We start from the raw sequence: 18,673 nt of genomic DNA, 5'->3' as shown, positions 1-18,673 counted from the left end.
CAGGAAGTGAGCCAGACCATGCAGCTCGGACTCATCGGCCTCGGCAAGATGGGCGGCAACATGCGTGAGCGGATCCGCCGCGCGGGCCACACCGTCGTGGGCTACGACCGCAACCCCGAGGTCTCCGACGTGGCGAGCCTCGCCGAACTCGTCGACCGGCTGGAAGCGCCGCGCACCGTCTGGGTGATGGTGCCCTCCGGGACCGCCACCCAGTCCGTCGTCGACGAACTCGGCCGGCTGCTCCAGGCCGGGGACACCGTCGTCGACGGCGGCAACTCCCGCTGGTCCGACGACGAGAAGCACGCCGCCGAACTCGGCGCCCAGGGCATCGGTTTCGTCGACGCGGGCGTCTCCGGCGGCGTGTGGGGCCTGGAGAACGGCTACGCCCTGATGGTGGGCGGCGAGCAGGAGCACGTGGACCGTCTCCGGCCGATCTTCGATGCGCTCAAGCCCGAGGGCCCGTACGGCTATGTCCACGCCGGAAAGGTCGGCGCCGGGCACTTCTCCAAGATGGTCCACAACGGCATCGAGTACGCCATGATGCAGGCCTACGCCGAGGGCTGGGAGCTGCTGGAGAAGGTCGACTCCGTGGACAACGTCCGCGAGGTCTTCCGGTCCTGGCAGGAGGGCACGGTCATCCGCTCCTGGCTGCTCGACCTCGCCGTGAACGCCCTGGACGACGACGAGCACCTGGAGAAGCTGCGCGGCTACGCTGAGGACTCCGGCGAGGGACGCTGGACGGTGGAGGCGGCCATCGACAACGCCGTGCCGCTGCCCGCCATCACGGCCTCGCTCTTCGCGCGGTTCGCCTCCCGCCAGGAGGACTCCCCGCAGATGAAGATGGTCGCCGCACTGCGCAACCAGTTCGGCGGGCACGCCGTCGAGTCGAAGAAGTAGGCCCGGCCGCGGGGGGATCTCCTGCCGGTCCTCCCCCACTGCCTGAAGGGCGCGGGAGGTGCCCCGACGGGGAGACGGAGGCGAGCGCGTCGGGACGGCACACCAGCTGGACCGACCTGCCCCCGACCCCGCGGGGAGAGCAGTAGGCCGAGGCCCTCGCCCCGCTCCTCCCCGGCCGCGCCCCGCACCGCACCCGCCCCGACTGGTGCCTGGGGCCGACGGGTGCCGCCCGGGTCGACGAAGACGACAGGGAGTAGACACTGTCTACCCCCTTGGTGGACAGTGTCCACATGAACGAGGGACGACATTCCGAGGCCGGTTTGCGGGAGCGCCTCGTCGAGGTGGGTGTGGATCTGGTGGCCCGGGAGGGGGCGGGCGCGCTGACGCTGCGCGAGATCGCCCGTCGGGCGGGCGTCTCGCACGGCGCGCCGCGCCGCCACTTCCCGACCCACCTCGAGCTGCTGTCGGCCATCGCCGGACGCGGCTTCGCCGACCTCGGCACCCGTACCGAGCGGGTCCTGGCCGGCCACCCCGGACCACCTCGCTCGGCGATCGGCGAACTCGCCCGTGTCTACCTGGAGTTCGCCGCCGCCAACCCCGGCATGTACGAGCTGATGTTCCGTCACGACCTGCTGGTCAGCGGCGACCGGCTGGGGCTGCGGGAGACCAGCCTGCCCTTGTTCCAGGCGCTGGTGGACCTGGTGGGGCGCGTCCGGCCCGACGCCGCGGCGCGGGCAGTGGCGGCCGCGCTGTGGGCCAACCTGCACGGCCTCGCCCAGCTGTGGCGCTGGGGCAGTCTCCAACTCGCCGCCGGGACTGAGGAGATCACCCCGCTGCTGGACGCGGCGCTGACCGCGCACCTCGGCCCCGAGGCACACGGGTGAACCGCCCGCTCGTCCTGGCCGCGAGCATCGCCGGTGCCGTGGTGGTCGCTCTCGACGGCACCGTGCTCACCGTCGCCCAGCCGGTCCTGCGGCAGGACCTGGGCGCGTCCTACGCCGAGGCGCAGTGGACGAGCACCGGGTATCTGATCGCCGTGGCGGGGCTGCTGGTGTTCGCGGGGCGGCTCGCCGACCGTTACGGGCACCGGCGGACGTTCGCCGCGGGCATGCTCGGTTTCGGCTCCGTGTCGGCGGGCGTCGCGGTGGCGCCCGACGTGCGCTGGGTCGTCGCACTGCGGGTCGTGCAGGGAGTGTTCGGGGCGCTGCTGCAGCCGGCCACGCTGGGGATGCTGCGGGCGGCGTTCCCGCCCGACCGGCTGCGCGGGCCGCTCGCCGCGCGGACGGCGGCCATCGGGGTGGCGGCGGCCGCGGGCCCCCTGCTCGGCGGGGCGCTGGCGACCGGGTTCGGCTGGCGATCGGTGTTCCTCGTCCAGGTCGGACCGGCGCTGCTGTTCGGTGTCCTCGCGCTGCTGTTCCTCGCCGAGCCCGGGCCGCCGGCCGGGGAACCGGCGCCCGCGCGCGACTCGATGCAGCGGCCCTCGCAAGGATCTCGCGTTCGGCCCGCCGGTCCCCCGCTGGACGTCCCCGGTGCCGTGCTGCTCGGGCTGGCGCTCGCCGCGCTGGTGCATGCCCTCGTCGCGCTGTCCGGCTGGTCACTGGCCGGGGCCGGGGCCGCCGCGGTCGCCTTCGTACGGCATGAGCGGCGGACCGCGGCTCCCCTGGTGCCGGCGGAGGTGGTCGGCGTCCCGGCGGTGCGGGCGGCGCTGGGCGTCCTGGTCGCGGTGTCGGCGGCGCTGAACGGCGCCCTGTTCGCCGGCGTGTACGCCCTCCAGCGCGACCTGGGGCTCACCCCGCTCGGGTGCGCCCTGGCCGGGCTGCCGCTGGCGGTGCTGCTGATCGCGGCCGCACCGGCCGCCGCCGTGCTGCTGCGCCGGGTCGGGGCCCGGCGTACGACGGCCGTGTCCGCCGTCCTGGTGGCGGCGGGCGTCCTGCTGCCGGTGCGGGCGTCCGGCGCAGCGGTGTTCTGCGTCGGTTTCGCGCTGGTGGGCGCCGGGTTCGGGGCGGTGATGGTGGCGGCGAGCCATGTCGTCGTGCGGCGGGCTCCCGTGGCGTCGGCGGGGGTGGCGGGCGGATTGCAGCAGACGGCGATGAACGTGGGACCCGCTCTGGGAGTGGCGGTGGCGACCGTGCTGATGACGGCCGGCGGCGCGCGATGGCCGCTGCCCGTGCTGGCTCTCTGCGCGGCGGTCGCCGTGCCGCTGGCCCGGGCGCTGCCGGGGCGGCCGGGCGAGGGCCGGCGCGACGCGGCCCACACCCGGCACGCCGCCGAATCGGGCCCGTCCCGGCGCTGACTGCGCCACGATGTGGCGGCGGGGTCCGGCCGGTGTGCCCGGCCCCACCTCGACGAACGTATCTGAGGAGAGCGATGGCACGGCTGCGGCAAGAGGTGGACCCGGGCGAGGTCGGGCTGGACGGGCAGGCGCTGGACCGCGTGGACCGGCATGTCACCCGTCTGGTGGACGAGGGCCGGCTGCCCGGTTTCCTGATCTCGGTGGCGCGCGGGGGCCGGGTCGCCCGTCTCACCACGTACGGTCGGCGGGATGTCGCGGCGGGACTGCCCGTGGAGCCCGACACGCTGTGGCGGATCTACTCCATGACCAAACCGGTCACCACGGTCGCCGCGCTGACGCTGGTGGAGGAGGGCCGGTTGTCGCTGGACGACCCGGTCGCCGACCATCTGCCGGCCTTCGCCGAGCCGCGGGTGTACGTGCGGGGCTCAGGGGCGGACCTGGTCACCCGACCGGCGGACGGGCCGATCCGGATCCGTCATCTGCTCACTCACACGGCGGGGCTGACCTTCGCCTTCTACCACTGCCACCCCGTCGACGCGCTGTACCGGGAGGCCGGCCTGGAGTCGGCGGTCAAGCCGGGTACCGATCTGGCCGGCACGGTCGACGTGTACGCCTCGCTGCCCCTGCAGTTCGAGCCGGGCACGCAGTGGAACTACTCGGTCGCCACCAATGTGCTCGGGCGGGTCCTTGAGGTGGTGGCGGGCCGGCCGCTGGACGAGGTGCTGGCCGAGCGGGTCTTCCGCCCGCTGGGGATGCCCGATGCCGGGTTCCAGGTGAGCGACGCCCGGGCGGGACGGCTTGCGGAACTGTACGGCGAGACGGACCAGGGAGGTATCCGGCCCATCCCGGGGCTGCCCCTGCGTGGCGGCCGGCCCCGGTTCCTGTCGGGCAGCGGCGGTATGGCGGCGACCGCATACGATGTACACCGGTTCGTGGAGATGCTGCGGCGGCGCGGTGAGCTCGACGGGGTGCGGCTGCTCGCGCCGGACACCGTCGACCTGATGACCGCCAACCAGTTGCCCGGCGGCGCCGACCTGCGCTCCTTCGGCAGCCGCCCGGCCCACGACGAACCCGGCAACGACGGCGTGGGGTTCGGGCTCGGCGTGTCCGTGGTGATCGACCCGGAGCGCACGACCGCGCCGGCCGGGCTCGGCACCTACGGCTGGAGCGGGGTGGCCACCACGACCTTCTGGGTGGACCCGGGCCGCGACCTGACCGTGCAGTTCATGACCCAGCTGCGGCCCCGGTCGCCGCTCGGTCTGTTCCAGGACCTCAAGCGGCTGGTGCACGAGGCCGTCGTCGACTGATCGATCCCCCGGCCCGGAGCCCGAAGGGACCGGGCCACTCGAACCGGGCCGCTCGGACCGGGCCGCCTTCCAAGATCGATCCGCTCACTCACCCGCCGCATCGCCCTCCACGATGCCCAGTTCCCGTCGGGCCCGGTGGTACCGGTCGAGGCAGCGGCCCCATGCGCCGCCCGTCTCGAAGGCGAGGAGCTGCGGCAGCAGGGACGCCGAGAAGTCGATGCTGGACTCCCGCGGCAGCAGCGACGGCAGGTTGTCGATGGCGATCAGGTCCAGCGGGGGGTCCTTGTGGAGCCTTCGCACCGGCTCGGTCCACTCGGTGGTCCTGTCGTACACAGGCAACACGTTGAGGGGTGAGCCGACGTCGCAGGTGACGTCGGAGACGGTGCGCAGGCGGCGGGCCGGGGCGTCGAGGTCGGTGTCCCGGAGGAACGGCGGCACGGGAGTGGTGGCCAGGACGCAGTTGACCATTACCTCGTGGTCGAGCAGGGTGCGGCGGTCCAGCGCTCGGGTCTCGGCGAGGTCCCAGCAGGTGGGGTCGACGCCCGCGGTGGCGAACGCGGTGCGGGCGCCCCGGCCGCTGCGGCCCAGGGCACCGATGACGAGGGCGGTGAAGTCCGGGTCGCCGGGGGCGCGCAGCAGGGTCTCGTCCAGCGCGCCCTTGTCCGTGGGGCGCAGCGGGGCCGTCAGCCGCCCCCGGTGCTGGAGGACCGCCAGGGCCGCGCCGAGGTAACCCGCCCAGAAGCCGAAGGCGGCCAGTCTGCGGCCCTGGCCGTCGGCCAGGTACTCCAGGTCGAGGAGCGCGCCGCCGCCTGCGGTGAAACGGCGCAGCAGCTCGGCCGCGCCCGGCTGCCGCTTGTAGGCGTGCCCGAAGTAGACGTGGCGGTGCGTCAGCCGCGCTGGTTCGTCGGGGAGTTCCTTCAGGCCGAGGACGACGGTGTCGGCCGGTGCCGACACCCAGGAACCGGCCGGGGCGACGCGGGCGCCCGCGGCCTCGTACTCCTCGATGGGGAAGATCCGCTGCGGGGACTCCTCGACGGTCAGCCGCACGCCCCGCTCGACCAGGCGGCGGGCGTCGCCGGGCACGATCGGGGTGCGCCGCTCCGTGGGGCGGACTTCGTGGCGCAGCCACAGGTGCAGGGGCGTCATACGCGGTTGACCTCCGGACGCGGGGCGTCGGCCGTGGACCGGTCGGCGCTCAGGGGCGGGACGTCCACGAAGGTTACGCGGCCGGGGTGCGGGTCGCGGATCACCTCGCCGACGGCCGGTGCCCGCTGGGAGCCGCCCTCGGAGAAGTCGGCCGCATACAGAAGACGGGATACCGAAGTCACCGCCTCACTCGGGAGGTTGCAGTCCCGAGTTGCCTCCGCCGCGCTCACCGGGGCCGCCCCCTTGCGGCAGTGGCATGAACACCCCCGACGTCACCGCGAGAGCGCTCTCATCAGCGTCCGACTCGTCCCGTTCCGCGACCAGGACGCCCGCGGCGGTGGGGTGGTGGGTGATGCCGGTGCCCACCACCCCGCCGCCGATGACGACGGGCCGGGCAGGTGTGACCCTGCGTGTCCCGCCCGCGGTGACGGGTGGGGCGTTCAGGACCAGTGCGCCACGGCGTCCAGGTGCGGGAGGTGGTGGTCCATCCGCTCCCGCTTGGTCCGCAGGTAGGTGATGTTGTTCTCGCACGGCGGGATGAGCAGCGGGACGGTCTCGGTGACGGCGATGCCGTTGTCGGTCAGCGCCTCCCGCTTGCGCGGGTTGTTCGACATCAGGCGGACCGAGCGCACGCCGAGGTCGCGCAGGATGCCGGCGGCCACCGAGTAGTCGCGGGCGTCCACGGGGAGGCCGAGCGCCAGGTTCGCCTCGACGGTGTCCAGGCCCTCCGCCTGCAGTGCCATGGCGCGCAGCTTGGCGAGCAGACCGATGCCACGGCCCTCGTGGCCGCGTAGATAGACCACGATGCCCCGGCCCTCGGCGGCCACCGCGCGCAGGGCTGCGGCGAGTTGGTCGCCGCACTCGCAGTGCTGGGAGCCGAACGCGTCGCCGGTGAGGCATTCGGAGTGCAGCCGGGTCAGGACGTCCTCGGTGCCGATGTCGCCGTACACGAGGGCCACCTGTTCGTCACCGCGGTCGTGGTCCAGGTAGCCGACCGCCTGGAATTTCCCGTACACGGTGGGCAGCGGCGCATTCACCACGCGTTCCACACCGGTGCGCTGCGCTGTCTTCTTGCCGAGTACGCCAATTTTTTCTGTCATGATCTGGTTCCTAAGCGAAGAGAAAGGCCGGGAAAAGATGAGTGGTTCGGGAATACGGTCGGCGGCGTACGGGGTGTTGCCGGCGGACACCACGCACGATGTGCGTGAGCGGGGCGCGGGTGCCGCGACGCGGGTGGCGGTCCTTCCGGTGGGCAGTTACGAGCAGCACGGACCGTATCTGCCGTTGGCCACCGACACCCTCGTCGCCTGTGCCGTCGCGCGGGAGATCGCCGCCGGCTACCCGGTGCACCTCCTTCCTCCGGTGACCGTCGGCTGCTCGCACGAGCACGCCGCCTGGCCGGGGACCGTCAGCATCTCCGCGGTGACCCTGCACGCGGTGGTGCGGGACATCGCGGACTCCCTGCGCCGCTCGGGCGTCGAGGCCCTGGTGGTGGTCAACGGGCACGGCGGCAACTACGTGCTCGGCAACGTCGTCCAGGAGGCCTCCGCACGCGGTGAGCGGATGGCGCTGTTCCCGGCCCCGGAGGACTGGGAGACGGCCCGGGAGCGGGCGGGGGTGACGACCTCCCTGCTCACCGACATGCACGCCGGGGAGATCGAGACCTCGATCCTGCTGCACTCCGATCCGGAGGTGGTACGGCCCGGGTTCGAGGCCGCGGATCTCGTGGCCGACGACCGCCGTCATCTGCTCACCACGGGAATGTCCGCCTATACCGATTCGGGCGTCATCGGCCGTCCTTCCCTGGGGTCCGCGGAAAAGGGGAAGGAACTGCTGGTGAGCCTGGCGGATTCCTTCGCGTCGTATTTCTCGCTGCTGACGTCCGGGAATCCCGATGCCGCCGGGGGCGAGCGCGGGTAGCGCTCGTCAGGCCCGGGCGCGGGGCCGGAGTCGGCGGCACCGGCACCGGCCCGGTTCCGGCGGACGACCAGGACGACGGCGCCGGGCAGTGCGGCCACACAGCCGAGCACCCCGTAGACGACGGCGACGGCCAGCCCGGTGTCCGCCCCCAGGCCGGCGGCGCCGAACGCCCAGACCGTGACTCCCTCGCGCGGGCCCCAGCCGCCGACGTTCAGCGGCAGGCTCATCGCCAGCAGCGCCAGCACGGCCAGCGGCAGCAGGGTGGCCGCGGAGGCGGCCGAGCCCGCGACGCGGGCCGCCACGACGAACATGGCGATGTGTCCGGCGAGCACCACCAGCGACGACAGGGCCACACCCGGCCCGTTGCGCCGCGACAGCAGACTCTCGCGTGCCTCCACGAGCAGGGCACGCGCCCTGCCGCCCCGGCGGGCGGCGGCCGAGAGGGGGCGGTTCATCCGCAGCGCCAGCGCCACGGCGACCGCGCCCACGGTGCCCAGGGCGGCGAGCGGTACGGCATGGCGTACGTCCGCGCGGACCGGGGACGGGGCGACCAGCAGGACCGTCACACCGACGGCGGCCAGCGCCAGCTGACCCGCCGCGCGCTCCAGCACCACCGCGCGCACGCCGCGGCCCACGTCGCCCTCGCTGCGTCCGTGCCGCACCGCCCGGTGGACGTCGCCCAGGACGCCGCCGGGCAGCGCCGCGTTGAGGAACAGGGCGCGGTAGTAGTCGGCGACGGCCGGTCCGAGCGGCAGGCGGATGCGCAGCCCCCTGGCCACCAGCGCCCACCGCCACGCGCTGAACACGGTGGTGACCACGCCGATCCCGAGGGCCGCGAGCAGCGTCGGCAGGTCGATCCGGCGCAGCCCGTCCAGCAGGGGGCCGGTGCCCATGCGCCACATGAGCACGCCGAGGATGAGCACTCCGGCGGCGGTGCCCCCGTGAGTGCGCACGGCTCGCGAGGTGAGCGGCGCGAGCATCCGCCGCGCCGGCGACCGGCCCCCCGGCGAGGTCTCGGGGCGGGAGGCGGCGGCCACGGCAGGGGCGGGCGCCGCGGCGGCCGGCACCGCGGCGACGGGCGCCGGGGGGCGGGGACGTCGCGGGGCCGGGTGTGCGGCGCCGGGAGCCGTGGGTACGGCGTCCGGCACGCGCGGGGCCGGGAGCACGACACCGGTCACCGGGGGGACGGGTCCGCCGCCCCGGGGCCCGGACGAGGCCGCGTGGGGCACGCCGGAAGCCGGGGCGGCCGTGGCCTGCGACCGGGCCGGCGGTGGGGCCGGCACGGTGCGCCCCGGACGTCGCACGAGCCTGCGGCGCCGCTCGCCCGACACCGCGACGGGAGCCGCCGCGGGCGCCGGGGCCCCCACCCGGCGGCGCGCTCGGGTCGCCTCCGCGCTCACCGGGGGCCGCCCGTGGGCCGGGCCAGGGCCAGGAGGTCGGTGTGGTGGACGGTGACCCGCAGCGCGCCGGACGCGCAGGCGGCCAGCCGGGCGGCGAGATAGCGCTCGGCGCGGGCGGCCAGCGCGGGGCGCTGCTCGACCGCCGCGCTCACCCACCCGCGCAGCCACTGGGCCGTCAGATCGGACTCGGCGGGGCCCAGCCGCCAGGCGCTCGGCTGCGTGCGCACCGTCGCGCCGTGCCGGGCGAACACCTCGGTGGCGACCGGGACCGCGTCGGGTCCGAGGAGGCCGTCGCGGCGCTGGTGCTCGTTGAAGGCGTCGACGATCTCCGCGTCCAGCGGGTCCTCGGGCGTCAGGTCGACACGGCCCGCGACGGAGAGCGTCAGCAGCGCCGGACAGCCGGCCCCCACGCAGGCCGCGGCCAGGGCCTCGACGTCCTCACGGGTCAGTACGTCGAGCAGCGCCGAGGCGGTGACCAGCGAGGCGCCGGCGAAGGCGTCCGAGGTCAGCCGGGCGACGTCGCCGCGCCGCGTCTCCACGGTGATCGCGCTGCCGTCGGCGGCGGCACGCGGCGAGGCGACGGCGGCGAAGTGCAGGAGATAGGGGTCGCGGTCGTGCAGCACCCAGTGCTGGGCGCCGTCGAGCCGGGGCGCGAGCCAGCGCCCCATCGAGCCGGTGCCGCAGCCCACGTCGTGCACGACGAGACCGCCGGGACGCCGGGGCATGTTGGCGAGCCGGATCCGCAGCGGATCGAGCAGGTCGAGAGCGCGGGCGGCCGCGTCGGGCCCCTCCCGCAACCGCAGCCACTCGGGCGCGTACCGGGCCGGTTCCTCGGGCCCGGACTCGCGCAGCCGGACGGTCTCGCGCTCCCGGCTCCCCCCGGCCGGCCCGGCACCGGGGATCACCCCGTCCGTACCGGGCCCGGCGACTCCCGTGCCCGCTTCGGGACTCGCGGCGAGGTCGTCCGCCGGTACCGCCGTGGTCTTCCTCATGCCGCCCTCCGGGGTTCGCTGGGGAGCCGGAGCAGGACGCCGGCCAGGCTGCGGGCGGTGGTGGCCCAACCGTCCAGGGCGGCGCGGCGGCCGCGCGCGGCGGCCTTGAGCCGGCGCCGCACGTCGGCCTCGCCGAACCAGCCGCGCAGTTCCGCCGCCAGGGCGGCCGGGTCCTCCGGCGGGACGAGGATGCCGGGGACGCCCCCGTCGGGCGCGCGGCCCACCGCCTCCGGCAGCCCGCCGACGTCGGTGGCCAGCACGGGGATGCCGCGTGCCAGCGCCTCGGTGACCGCCATGCCGTACGTCTCCGCGTACGAGGTCAGCACCATCAGGTCGGCGGCCGCGTAGCTCGCGTCGAGTTCGGCCCCGGCCTGCGGGCCCGCCAGGTGCAGCCGGTCCGTCAGACCGTGCTCCGCGATCAGGTCGCGCAACCGGTCGACGTACGCCGGGTCCTGGTCCAGTCCGCCCACGCAGACACAGCTCCACGGCAGGTCGGTCACCGTGGCCAGCGCCTCCACCAGCCGGTGCTGTCCCTTGCGGGGTGTCACGGCGGCCACGCACAGCAGCCGGGACACGCCGTCGGTGCCGGGGGCGAGGGGCGCGATGTCGGCGCCGGGGGCGGCGACATGGACGCGGTCGGGGGCGAGCCCGTGGTGGGCGACCAGCCGGCGGACCGCCCATTCGCTGGTGGCGATCACCGCCGGGACGGCGCGCAGGACCGTCCGCTCCCTGGCGTCGAGTTCGGCGGCCACCTGCGGTGCCAGGCCGGTCTCCTCGGCCAGCGGGAGATGCACCAGGATGGCGAGGCGCAGCCGTTCGGCCTCGGGCAGGACGATCTCCGGGACGCCGCAGGCCACCAGCCCGTCGAGCAGGACGACGGTGTCGTCCGGCAACTCGCTGAGCGTACGCGCGAGTTCGGTGCGGGCGGCCGCCTCGGGCCGGGGCCAGGAACCGGCCACGAGATGCCGACGCACCTGCCAGCCGAAGCCGGGCAGGTCCAGGCAGACCCGCCGGTCGTAGGCGTTGCCGCCGCTCGGCCGGGCGAGGTCGTCGACGCCGCCGGGCATCACGAAGTGCACGGTGTTCAGGGCCATGGGGATCAGGTCGCCGTTCACGGGGGCGGGGGCGGTGCCGGCCTGCTGGGCGGGCACGTAGTCCAGCCGGTGGCGCCGGCCGACGGTCGTCTCGGTCACAGGTCACGCTCGTAGCTCGCCCACGCGACATGCGACTCGTGGAGCGTGACGGAGATGCGGGCGATGCCCCGGGCGCCCTCGCCGAGCGCGCCGCGGTGGACGCGCTCGGCCAGCCGGTCCGCGATGACCTGGGCGAGGAACTCGGTCGAGGTGTTGACCCCGGCGAAGTCGGGCTCGTTGTCGAGGTTGCGGTAGTTCAACTCGCCGACGACCGCGCCGAGCTCCCGGGTAGCCAGTCCGATGTCGACGACGATGTTGTCGTCGTCCAGCTGCTCCCGGCGGAAGGTGGCGTCCACGAGGAACGTCGCTCCGTGCAGGCGCTGCGCGGGGCCGAAGACCTCGCCGCGAAAGCTGTGGGCGATCATGATGTGATCGCGGACGGTGACACTGAACAACGGACGACCCTCCAGGTGCGGTGCGTCGGAACCGCCGGCCCCTTGCTGCCGGCGGCTGCCGACTAGTACGGCTCTTCGGTACCCCGTGTTCAGCCGCCGCCCACTCTTTTCTCAGGTCAGGCGCCGTCGGCGTAGCGCACGCGGTGACAGAGGGCGGGAAGCCGGCCGGAGGCCAGTTCGGGCATCACCTCGGGCAGTTCCCCGAAGGCGCACTCGCCGGTGACGAGCGCGTCCAGGGCGGGGTCGGCGAGCAGGTCCAGTGCCAGGGTCAGCCGGTCGCCGTAGGTACGGCCGGCGCGGCGGGGCGAGACGGTGCCGACCTGGCTGCTGCGCACGGTCAGCCGGCGCGAGTGGAAGGCCTCGCCGAGCGGCAGGCTCACCCGCCGGTCGCCGTACCAGCTCAGCTCGCACACCGTGCCCTCGGGGGCGAGCAGTTCCAGTGAGCGGGCGAGGCCGGCCTCGGTGGCGCTGGCGTGCACGACGAGGTCGCACTCCCCGAGGGCGCTCTGCGGCAGCGCGAAGTCGACGCCGAGCGCCCGGGCTGTCGCGGCGCGCGCCGGGTCGGCGTCGACCAACTGCAGTCGCACGCCGGGGAAGCGGGCCAGCAGTGCGGCCACCGAGCAGCCGACCATGCCGCCGCCGACCACCGCGATCCGGTCGCCGACGAGGGGGGCGGCGTCCCACAGCGCGTTGACGGCGGTCTCGACGGTCCCGGCCAGGACGGCCCGCTCGGCGGGCACGGACTCGGGTACGACGGTGACGGCGGCGGCCGGGACGACGTAGCGCGTCTGGTGCGGGTACAGGCAGAACACCGTACGGCCGACCAGGTCGTCCGGCCCCTCCTCCACCACCCCGACGCTGAGATAGCCGTACTTCACCGGGCCGGGGAAGTCCCCCTCCTGGAAGGGCGCCCGCATGGCGGCGTGCTGGCTCTCGGGCACCCCGCCGGTGAACACGAGGGTCTCGGTGCCCCGGCTGACACCGGAGTACAGGGCGCGCACCAGCACCTCGCCCTCCGCCGGGTCGGTCAGCGGTGTCTCGCGTATCTCACCCGCTCCCGGACGGCCGACCCAGAACGCGCGTGCGGTGCGCTTCATCCGCATCCTCCTGAACGAACGGGAACGTCTTCACGTACCGAGGTGTGCACAGGCCGCGCACCATACGCGGCGTTGATCGACTCTGTCACACGGCCGGAGGGGTGCGGTGGCCCTGAACAACACGTACGACGCGAGGCTGGTCCAGCAGGAGACCGCGGTGGGAGCGGGTGCGCAGATCCTGCTGCTGGCGCTGCTCGGTTCGGCCATCGGCTTGGGTCCGGTGGGCTGGCTGACCGGGCTGGTCTTCGCGGTCGCCAGCTGGGCGGTGCTCTCGCGGGCCCTGCACCGCGCCCGGCCTCGCTCCTTCGGTCCCGCCAACCGGGTCACGCTCGGCCGGGCCACCCTGGTCGGCGGGGTGACGGCACTGGTCGCGGACTCCTTCGCGAGCTCGCCGCCGGTGATGTTGCTGGTGGTGCTCACCGCCGTGGCGCTGATCCTGGACGGCGTGGACGGCAAGGTCGCCCGCCGCACCGGCACGTCCACCCCGCTCGGGGCCCGGTTCGACATGGAGGTCGACGCGTTCCTGATCCTGGTGCTCAGCGTGTACGACGCGACCCTGTTCGGACCGTGGGTGCTGTTGATCGGCGGCATGCGGTACGCCTTCGTCGCCGCCGCGCGCGTGGCGCCCTGGCTCAACGCCCCGCTGCCGCCGTCGATGGCCCGTAAGACGGTCGCCGCGCTGCAGGGCATCTGCCTGCTGCTGGCCGGGGCCGAAGTGCTGCCGTACGCGGTGAACTTCGCGGTCGTGCTGGCCGCGCTGGGCTCGCTGGTGTGGTCGTTCGGCCGGGATGTGCGCTGGCTGTGGCGGACCGCGCGGGTGCCGGCGGACGCCTTGGGCACGGCGGGCCCGGCCGGGGTGGCGGGCTGCCCGGTCGAGCCGGCGCTGGCCGGGCGGTGACGGTGCGGGGCGGGCGGTGACGGCGGGAGCCGAGCAGCGGCTCGAGGGGCGCGGGGGCTCGCGGGCAGGTGCTTCGAGGGGTGGAGGGTTGTGCGGGCCGGGGTTGGTGGGCAGGTGCTTCGAGGGGTGAAGGGTTGTGGGGGCCCGGGGGCTGCTGGGCAGGTGCATCGGTGAGTCAAGGATCGTGCGGGCCGGGGCCGTTCGGCAGGTGCTTCGTGAGGTGAAGGATCGTGCCGGGCCCGCGGCTCACGCACGGACGGGCCGGGCGGTGAAGTCGCCCGGCCCGTCGGTCCGGTCGCCGTCCTCGGGCCCGGTCAGCTCGGCGCCTCCGCGTCCTTGCGGGCGTAGAACCACCAGGTGATGCCGACGCAGGTGGTGTAGAAGGCCACGAAGCCCCACATCGCGCTGGTCACCGCGAAGTTCGCGAAGAGGGCCGGGATGAAGAAGAAGCCGTATGCGGCGATGGCGGCGGTGAAGCCGGTGACCGCGCCGGACTCCATCTCGGTCTGCTTCAGGGCGGCGGCGTAGGGCGGGGTGCCCGGGATCAGCCCCGTCAGGTGCGTGCCGCGGAAGATGACCGGGATCTGGCGGAACGTCGACCCGTTGCCGATGCCGCAGAAGAGGAAGGCGACGAGGAAGCAGGCGAAGAAGCCCGCGAAGTCGCCCGTTCCGCCGTCGGCCGGCAGGAAGTTGATCACGCCGATGATCGAGGCGGCCATGCCGACGAAGGACAGGATGGTGACGCGGGCGCCGCCCAGCCGGTCGGCGATCCAGCCGCCCGCCCAGCGGGACAGGGCGCCCGTGGCCGGGCCCATCCAGGCGTAGGTGGCGACGGAGTAGTCCGGGAAGGTCGTCTTGATCAGCATCGGCAGGGCGGCGGCGAAGCCGATGAAGGATCCGAAGGTGCCGACGTACAGCCAGGTCATCAGCCAGGTGTGCTTCCGGCGGAAGATCACCTTCTGTTGTGCGAACGACGTCGACGCGGTCTTCAGGTCGTTCTGGCCGAACCAGGCCAGCGCCGCCAGGACGATCAGGACCGGCACCCAGACGAACGCCGCGTTCTGCAGGTAGACGGTCTCACCGGTCTTCGAGTTCGCCTGGCCGGAGCCGATCGCGATCACGGAGCTGGTGATCACGATGGGGGTCAGCAGCTGTACCGCCGAGACGCCGAGGTTGCCCAGGCCGCCGTTGATGCCGGTGGCGTTGCCCTTCTCCCGCTTGGGGAAGAAGAAGCCGATGTTGGCGAGGGAGGAGGAGAAGTTGGCGCCGCCGATCCCGCACAGCGCGGCGATCAGCGCCATCTGTGCGAACGACGTCGAGGTGTCCTGGATCGCGCTGCCCAGCCAGATCAGCGGGACGACGAGAATCACGGTGGACAGCGCCGTGAAGGTGCGCTGACCGATTCTGGGGCCGAGGAAGGTGTAGAAGATCCGGGCCGTGCCGCCCGTCAGACCGGGTATCGCGGTCAGCCAGAACAACTGGGAGGTGGAGAAGGGGAAGCCCACGTCCTTCAGGTTGGTCGCCGTGACGCTCCAGACCTGCCAGACGACGAAGGCGACCAGCAGAGCCGGGACGGCGATCCACAGGTTGCGTCGCGCGACGCGCCGGCCGACCGAGTTCCAGAAGAGTTCGTTCTCGGGTTCCCATTCGGTGATGTCCCGTCCGGGCCGGTACTGGTCCGGGGCGTACGCCTGTCTGACGACGTCGCTCGTCGTTTCCTCTGCCGCGGGCATGGGCTGTTCCAGGTGGTGAGAAGGGTTGGCTTGGCCCGACCAGGCTGGCCCGCGGGACGAGGGCGGGGTGAGTGCCGTTGGTCGGCGGTACCCGTCGCCGCAGGTCCCTTCTCCCACGGACCAACGGCCCATGCCTCGCGCCGGCGCGGCCGTGGCACCCTGTGGTCGTCACGCGGGACGGGCGGCGGAAAGGAGTGGGCGGCATGGCGTCACGGGCGGTGCGACGCTGGCTGCCCCAGCAGCACGGGGCGTGGGCGATGCTCGTCGTGCCGTTCCTCGCGGGCACCCTGCTCGGCACGCCGACGCCCTGGCACGCGGTACTGTTCGCGGCCTGGCTGCTCGGCTATCTCGCCACCTACCACCTGCAGCAGTGGTTGCGGCTGCGCCGCGTCTCCCGCAATCCCAAGGCTCCGGCCCGTCACGTGCGGCCACTGGTCGTCTTCGCCGCCGCCCTGGTGCCGCCCGGCCTGGCGCTGGTCGTCCACGCGCCCTGGCTGCTGCTCGCGGGGCTCGCCGCGCTGCCGTTCCTCGCGGTCAACTGCTGGTACGCCGCCCACAACCGCGAGCGCGCCACCCTCAACGGCCTGGCCGCCGTGATCCCGGCCTGCGGCATGCTGCCGGTCGCCCTCCACCTCGGAGGCGGCGGCTACGCCCTGGTGGCCACGCTGACCTGCCTGCTGTACTTCGCGGGCACTGTCCTCTACGTCAAGACCATGATCCGCGAGCGGGGCAGCGCGGGGTACCGGTGGGCGTCGGGCACCTACCATGCCGTGGCGCTGGCCGTCGGGGCGGTGCTGAGCCTGTGGGCCGGCGTGTTCTTCGCCGTCTGCCTCCTGCGCGCGCTGCTCATGCCGGCCCTCGGACGGGTGCGGGTCGCCGTGGTGGGCGCCACGGAAGTCGTCCTGTCGGCGGCACTGCTGACGGTCCTGGTGACGGCGTACGGCTGAGCCCGCCCGACGGGCCTGGCTCGTGGGCGGCGCGGGCGGGACCTGCGCTCGGGGTCGGGGGCGGCTTCGGCGTCGAGCAATCGGGGTCGGGTGCGAGGTCGGGGTCGGCGTCGGCGTCGGCGTCGGCGTCGAGTTTGGAGTCAGCGTCGGGTTCGGCGTCGAGGTCGGGGTCGAGGGGCGAGGTCGGGGGGTTCGGGGGCGGCCGGGAAGGTCAATCTGTACGGATTCGACACGTTCGAGCGGCAGACCTGCGTCAGGGCCGCGCGCGAAGACCGGACGAGGAAGTCCCACCTACCCCTTGACGGCTTTCTTCATGGCGTGAAGTATTCCCCGGCGAGAGAGCGCTCCCATCACGCCCCACGGTTCGGTTCCCGAACTGTCGACCTCTCAGGAGAGCCGCCCCATGCCCTCGATGTCCCCTCAGTCCCCCGGGTCCCCCGAGTCCCCCGACGCCGCCCGTTCCGCGGGTTCCGCGGATTCCCCCGTCGCCCGGCGCTCCCCCGTCGCCCGGCGCTCCCCCGTCGCGCGCAGAACGCTCCTCGGTGCCGCCGCGGCCGTGCCCGCGCTCGGGGCCCTCGCCGCGCCGTCGGCGTACGCCGCACCGGTCACACCGGCAGCGCCGCCCGCGCCGGCGGCCGCCCATCCGCCGGCCGCGGCCACCCGGCGGTGCCGCCCGCTGCACGGCGGAGGTGACCTGGGCCCCAACGTCCTCGTCTTCGACCCTGCCCAGCCGGACATCCAGTCCCGCCTGGACGAGGTGTTCCGGCAGCAGGAGTCGGCTCAGTTCGGCACCGGCCGCTACGCGCTGCTGTTCAAACCCGGCACCTACCACGGGCTCAACGCCCAACTCGGCTTCTACACCTCGATCGCGGGGCTCGGCCTCTCCCCCGACGACACCACGATCCACGGAGATGTCACGGTCGACGCGGGCTGGTTCGGCGGCAACGCCACCCAGAACTTCTGGCGTTCCGCGGAGAACCTCGCCCTCGTCCCGGTGAGCGGCACCAACCGGTGGGCGGTCGCCCAGGCGGCGCCGTTCCGCCGGATGCACGTGCGCGGCGGTCTGGACCTCGCGCCGTCCGGGTACGGCTGGGCCAGCGGCGGCTACATCGCCGACAGCCGCATCGAGGGCCAGGTGGGACCGTACTCCCAGCAGCAGTGGTACACCCGCGACAGCGCGATCGGCAGCTGGCTCAACGGCGTGTGGAACATGGTCTTCTCGGGCGTCGAGGGCGCCCCCGCGCAGGGCTTCCCCAGCCCGCCGTACACCACGCTCGACACCACACCCGTCTCCCGCGAGAAGCCCTTCCTGCACCTCGACGGCGACGAGTACCGCGTCTTCCTGCCGGCCCTGCGCCGGGACGCGCGCGGCGTCACCTGGGGCAACGGAACCCCGCGCGGCACCTCGCTGCCGCTGTCGCGGTTCTACGTCGCGCGACCCGGCGACAGCGCCGCCACGCTCAACCGGGCACTGGCGCAGGGCCTCCATCTGCTGCTGACACCGGGCATCTACCGTCTGGACCGGCCGATCCGGGTGAACCGGCCCAGGACGGTCGTGCTCGGCCTCGGTTACGCGACGCTGATCCCCGAGGGCGGGGTCACCGCGCTCCGGGTGGCCGACGTGAACGGGGTCCGGCTGGCCGGATTCCTGATCGACGCGGGGCCGGTGGAGTCCGCGTCGCTGCTGGAGGTGGGGCCGCCCGGCGCCCGGCGCGACCACCGGGCCGACCCGACCACCGTGCAGGACGTGTTCCTCCGCATCGGCGGCGCGGGCCCCGGTCGCGCCCGCACCAGCATGGTCGTCAACAACCGGCACACCGTGGTCGACCACACCTGGGTCTGGCGCGCCGACCACGGCGAGGGTGTCGGCTGGGAGACCAACCGCGCCGACCACGGCGTCGTCGTCAACGGCGACGACGTGCTGTGCACCGGCCTGTTCGTCGAACACTTCAACAAGTACGACGTGCAGTGGTACGGCGAGCGCGGCCGCACGATCTTCTTCCAGAACGAGAAGGCGTACGACGCCCCGAACCAGGCGGCGATCCAGAACGGTGCCGTCCAGGGCTACGCCGCCTACAAGGTCGGCGACGCCGTCACCACGCACGAGGCCTGGGGCCTGGGCAGCTACTGCTACTACAACGTCGACCCGACGATCGTCCAGCACCACGGCTTCGCCGCCCCTGTGCGGCCAGGCGTGCGGTTCCACGACCTGCTCGTCATCTCCCTCGGCGGCAACGGCCAGTACGAGCACGTCATCAACGACACCGGAGCGCCGACATCGGGCACGTCGACGGTGCCGTCCACGGTCGTGTCCTACCCATGAGGCGGGGACCGCACCGGTGAGGCCCCGCGGCGTGCACGGCGGCGCTGACGCCGTCGTGACGGGCACGGCGGGCGCGGCAAGTACGGCGGGCGCGGCGGGTGCGGCCGTGAGTGGGGCCGGGCCGGAAGAGCC

At 73.9% G+C, this 18,673-nt stretch carries 16 protein-coding genes and 1 pseudogene; 8 read left to right on the top strand and 9 right to left on the bottom strand.

Annotated elements, in window-relative coordinates; all coding sequences use genetic code 11:
• Window positions 1-18: 18 nt before the first annotated feature.
• The 4 genes from gnd to AC3ET3_RS29070 all read left to right on the top strand — a co-directional run bounded on the left by gnd (window position 19) and on the right by AC3ET3_RS29070 (window position 4,497).
• Window positions 19-897, top strand: coding sequence for a phosphogluconate dehydrogenase (NAD(+)-dependent, decarboxylating) (gene gnd / locus AC3ET3_RS29085; RefSeq protein ID WP_432133960.1), 879 nt, complete (start codon window positions 19-21; stop codon window positions 895-897).
• 290 nt (window positions 898-1,187) lie between these two features.
• Complete coding sequence (locus AC3ET3_RS29080; protein ID WP_432133946.1) at window positions 1,188-1,781, top strand: TetR/AcrR family transcriptional regulator; 594 nt, start codon at window positions 1,188-1,190, stop codon at window positions 1,779-1,781.
• Window positions 1,778-3,190, top strand: a complete 1,413-nt coding sequence (locus AC3ET3_RS29075; protein WP_432158320.1) for an MFS transporter — start codon at window positions 1,778-1,780, stop codon at window positions 3,188-3,190. Before AC3ET3_RS29080 ends, AC3ET3_RS29075 begins: the two co-directional genes overlap by 4 nt.
• Window positions 3,191-3,264: 74 nt before the next feature.
• Window positions 3,265-4,497, top strand: coding sequence for a serine hydrolase domain-containing protein (locus tag AC3ET3_RS29070; protein WP_435613163.1), 1,233 nt, complete (start codon window positions 3,265-3,267; stop codon window positions 4,495-4,497).
• Window positions 4,498-4,581: 84 nt separating this feature from the next.
• Here AC3ET3_RS29070 and AC3ET3_RS29065 read toward each other — a convergent pair whose 3' ends face one another.
• The 3 genes from AC3ET3_RS29065 to ribA form a co-directional block, all read right to left on the bottom strand.
• Complete coding sequence (locus AC3ET3_RS29065) at window positions 4,582-5,643, bottom strand: saccharopine dehydrogenase (RefSeq protein WP_435613162.1); 1,062 nt, start codon at window positions 5,641-5,643, stop codon at window positions 4,582-4,584.
• Window positions 5,640-5,825, bottom strand: a complete 186-nt coding sequence (locus AC3ET3_RS29060) for a hypothetical protein (protein ID WP_432133942.1) — start codon at window positions 5,823-5,825, stop codon at window positions 5,640-5,642. Before AC3ET3_RS29060 ends, AC3ET3_RS29065 begins: the two co-directional genes overlap by 4 nt.
• A gap of 258 nt (window positions 5,826-6,083) precedes the next feature.
• The gene (ribA, locus tag AC3ET3_RS29055; protein WP_432133940.1) at window positions 6,084-6,743 is read right to left on the bottom strand and encodes a GTP cyclohydrolase II; all 660 of its coding nucleotides are present in this window, start codon (window positions 6,741-6,743) and stop codon (window positions 6,084-6,086) included.
• Window positions 6,744-6,780: 37 nt separating this feature from the next.
• On the opposite strand from ribA, the gene AC3ET3_RS29050 reads away from it, so the two are divergent.
• Window positions 6,781-7,563: a creatininase family protein gene (locus AC3ET3_RS29050; protein ID WP_432133939.1), complete on the top strand. Its 783-nt coding sequence runs from the start codon at window positions 6,781-6,783 to the stop codon at window positions 7,561-7,563.
• A 158-nt stretch (window positions 7,564-7,721) separates the two neighbouring features.
• Here the strand turns inward: AC3ET3_RS29050 and AC3ET3_RS29045 are convergent.
• The 5 genes and pseudogenes from AC3ET3_RS29045 to AC3ET3_RS29025 form a co-directional block, all read right to left on the bottom strand.
• Window positions 7,722-8,456 (bottom strand): annotated as a pseudogene (locus AC3ET3_RS29045) (lysylphosphatidylglycerol synthase transmembrane domain-containing protein); the annotation flags it as partial.
• Between the two features lie 503 nt (window positions 8,457-8,959).
• Complete coding sequence (locus AC3ET3_RS29040; protein WP_435613161.1) at window positions 8,960-9,955, bottom strand: class I SAM-dependent methyltransferase; 996 nt, start codon at window positions 9,953-9,955, stop codon at window positions 8,960-8,962.
• Window positions 9,952-11,148, bottom strand: a complete 1,197-nt coding sequence (locus AC3ET3_RS29035) for a glycosyltransferase family 4 protein (protein WP_435613160.1) — start codon at window positions 11,146-11,148, stop codon at window positions 9,952-9,954. The genes AC3ET3_RS29040 and AC3ET3_RS29035 overlap by 4 nt, the downstream gene beginning before the upstream one ends.
• The gene (locus AC3ET3_RS29030; RefSeq protein WP_432133936.1) at window positions 11,145-11,543 is read right to left on the bottom strand and encodes a 6-pyruvoyl trahydropterin synthase family protein; all 399 of its coding nucleotides are present in this window, start codon (window positions 11,541-11,543) and stop codon (window positions 11,145-11,147) included. Before AC3ET3_RS29030 ends, AC3ET3_RS29035 begins: the two co-directional genes overlap by 4 nt.
• Before the next feature lie 116 nt (window positions 11,544-11,659).
• Window positions 11,660-12,640, bottom strand: a complete 981-nt coding sequence (locus AC3ET3_RS29025) for a zinc-dependent alcohol dehydrogenase (RefSeq protein ID WP_435613159.1) — start codon at window positions 12,638-12,640, stop codon at window positions 11,660-11,662.
• 106 nt (window positions 12,641-12,746) lie between these two features.
• On the opposite strand from AC3ET3_RS29025, the gene AC3ET3_RS29020 reads away from it, so the two are divergent.
• Window positions 12,747-13,538 carry a CDP-alcohol phosphatidyltransferase family protein gene (locus AC3ET3_RS29020; RefSeq protein WP_432133934.1) on the top strand — a complete coding sequence of 264 codons (792 nt, stop codon included), beginning with the start codon at window positions 12,747-12,749 and terminating at the stop codon, window positions 13,536-13,538.
• 314 nt (window positions 13,539-13,852) lie between these two features.
• Here the strand turns inward: AC3ET3_RS29020 and AC3ET3_RS29015 are convergent, their stop codons facing one another.
• Entirely contained in the window at window positions 13,853-15,271 is a 1,419-nt protein-coding gene (locus AC3ET3_RS29015; RefSeq protein ID WP_432133933.1) for a NarK family nitrate/nitrite MFS transporter, read from the bottom strand.
• 203 nt (window positions 15,272-15,474) lie between these two features.
• Here AC3ET3_RS29015 and AC3ET3_RS29010 point away from each other — a divergent pair, with 203 nt between their 5' ends.
• Window positions 15,475-16,218, top strand: a complete 744-nt coding sequence (locus AC3ET3_RS29010; protein ID WP_432133932.1) for a YwiC-like family protein — start codon at window positions 15,475-15,477, stop codon at window positions 16,216-16,218.
• Between the two features lie 412 nt (window positions 16,219-16,630).
• Window positions 16,631-18,541, top strand: coding sequence for a coagulation factor 5/8 type domain-containing protein (locus tag AC3ET3_RS29005; RefSeq protein ID WP_435613164.1), 1,911 nt, complete (start codon window positions 16,631-16,633; stop codon window positions 18,539-18,541).
• The last annotated feature ends 132 nt before the right edge of the window (window positions 18,542-18,673 follow it).

This window comes from Streptomyces sp. bgisy159 (genome assembly GCF_057707805.1).
This window is presented reverse-complemented; position numbering and strand designations above follow the sequence as displayed.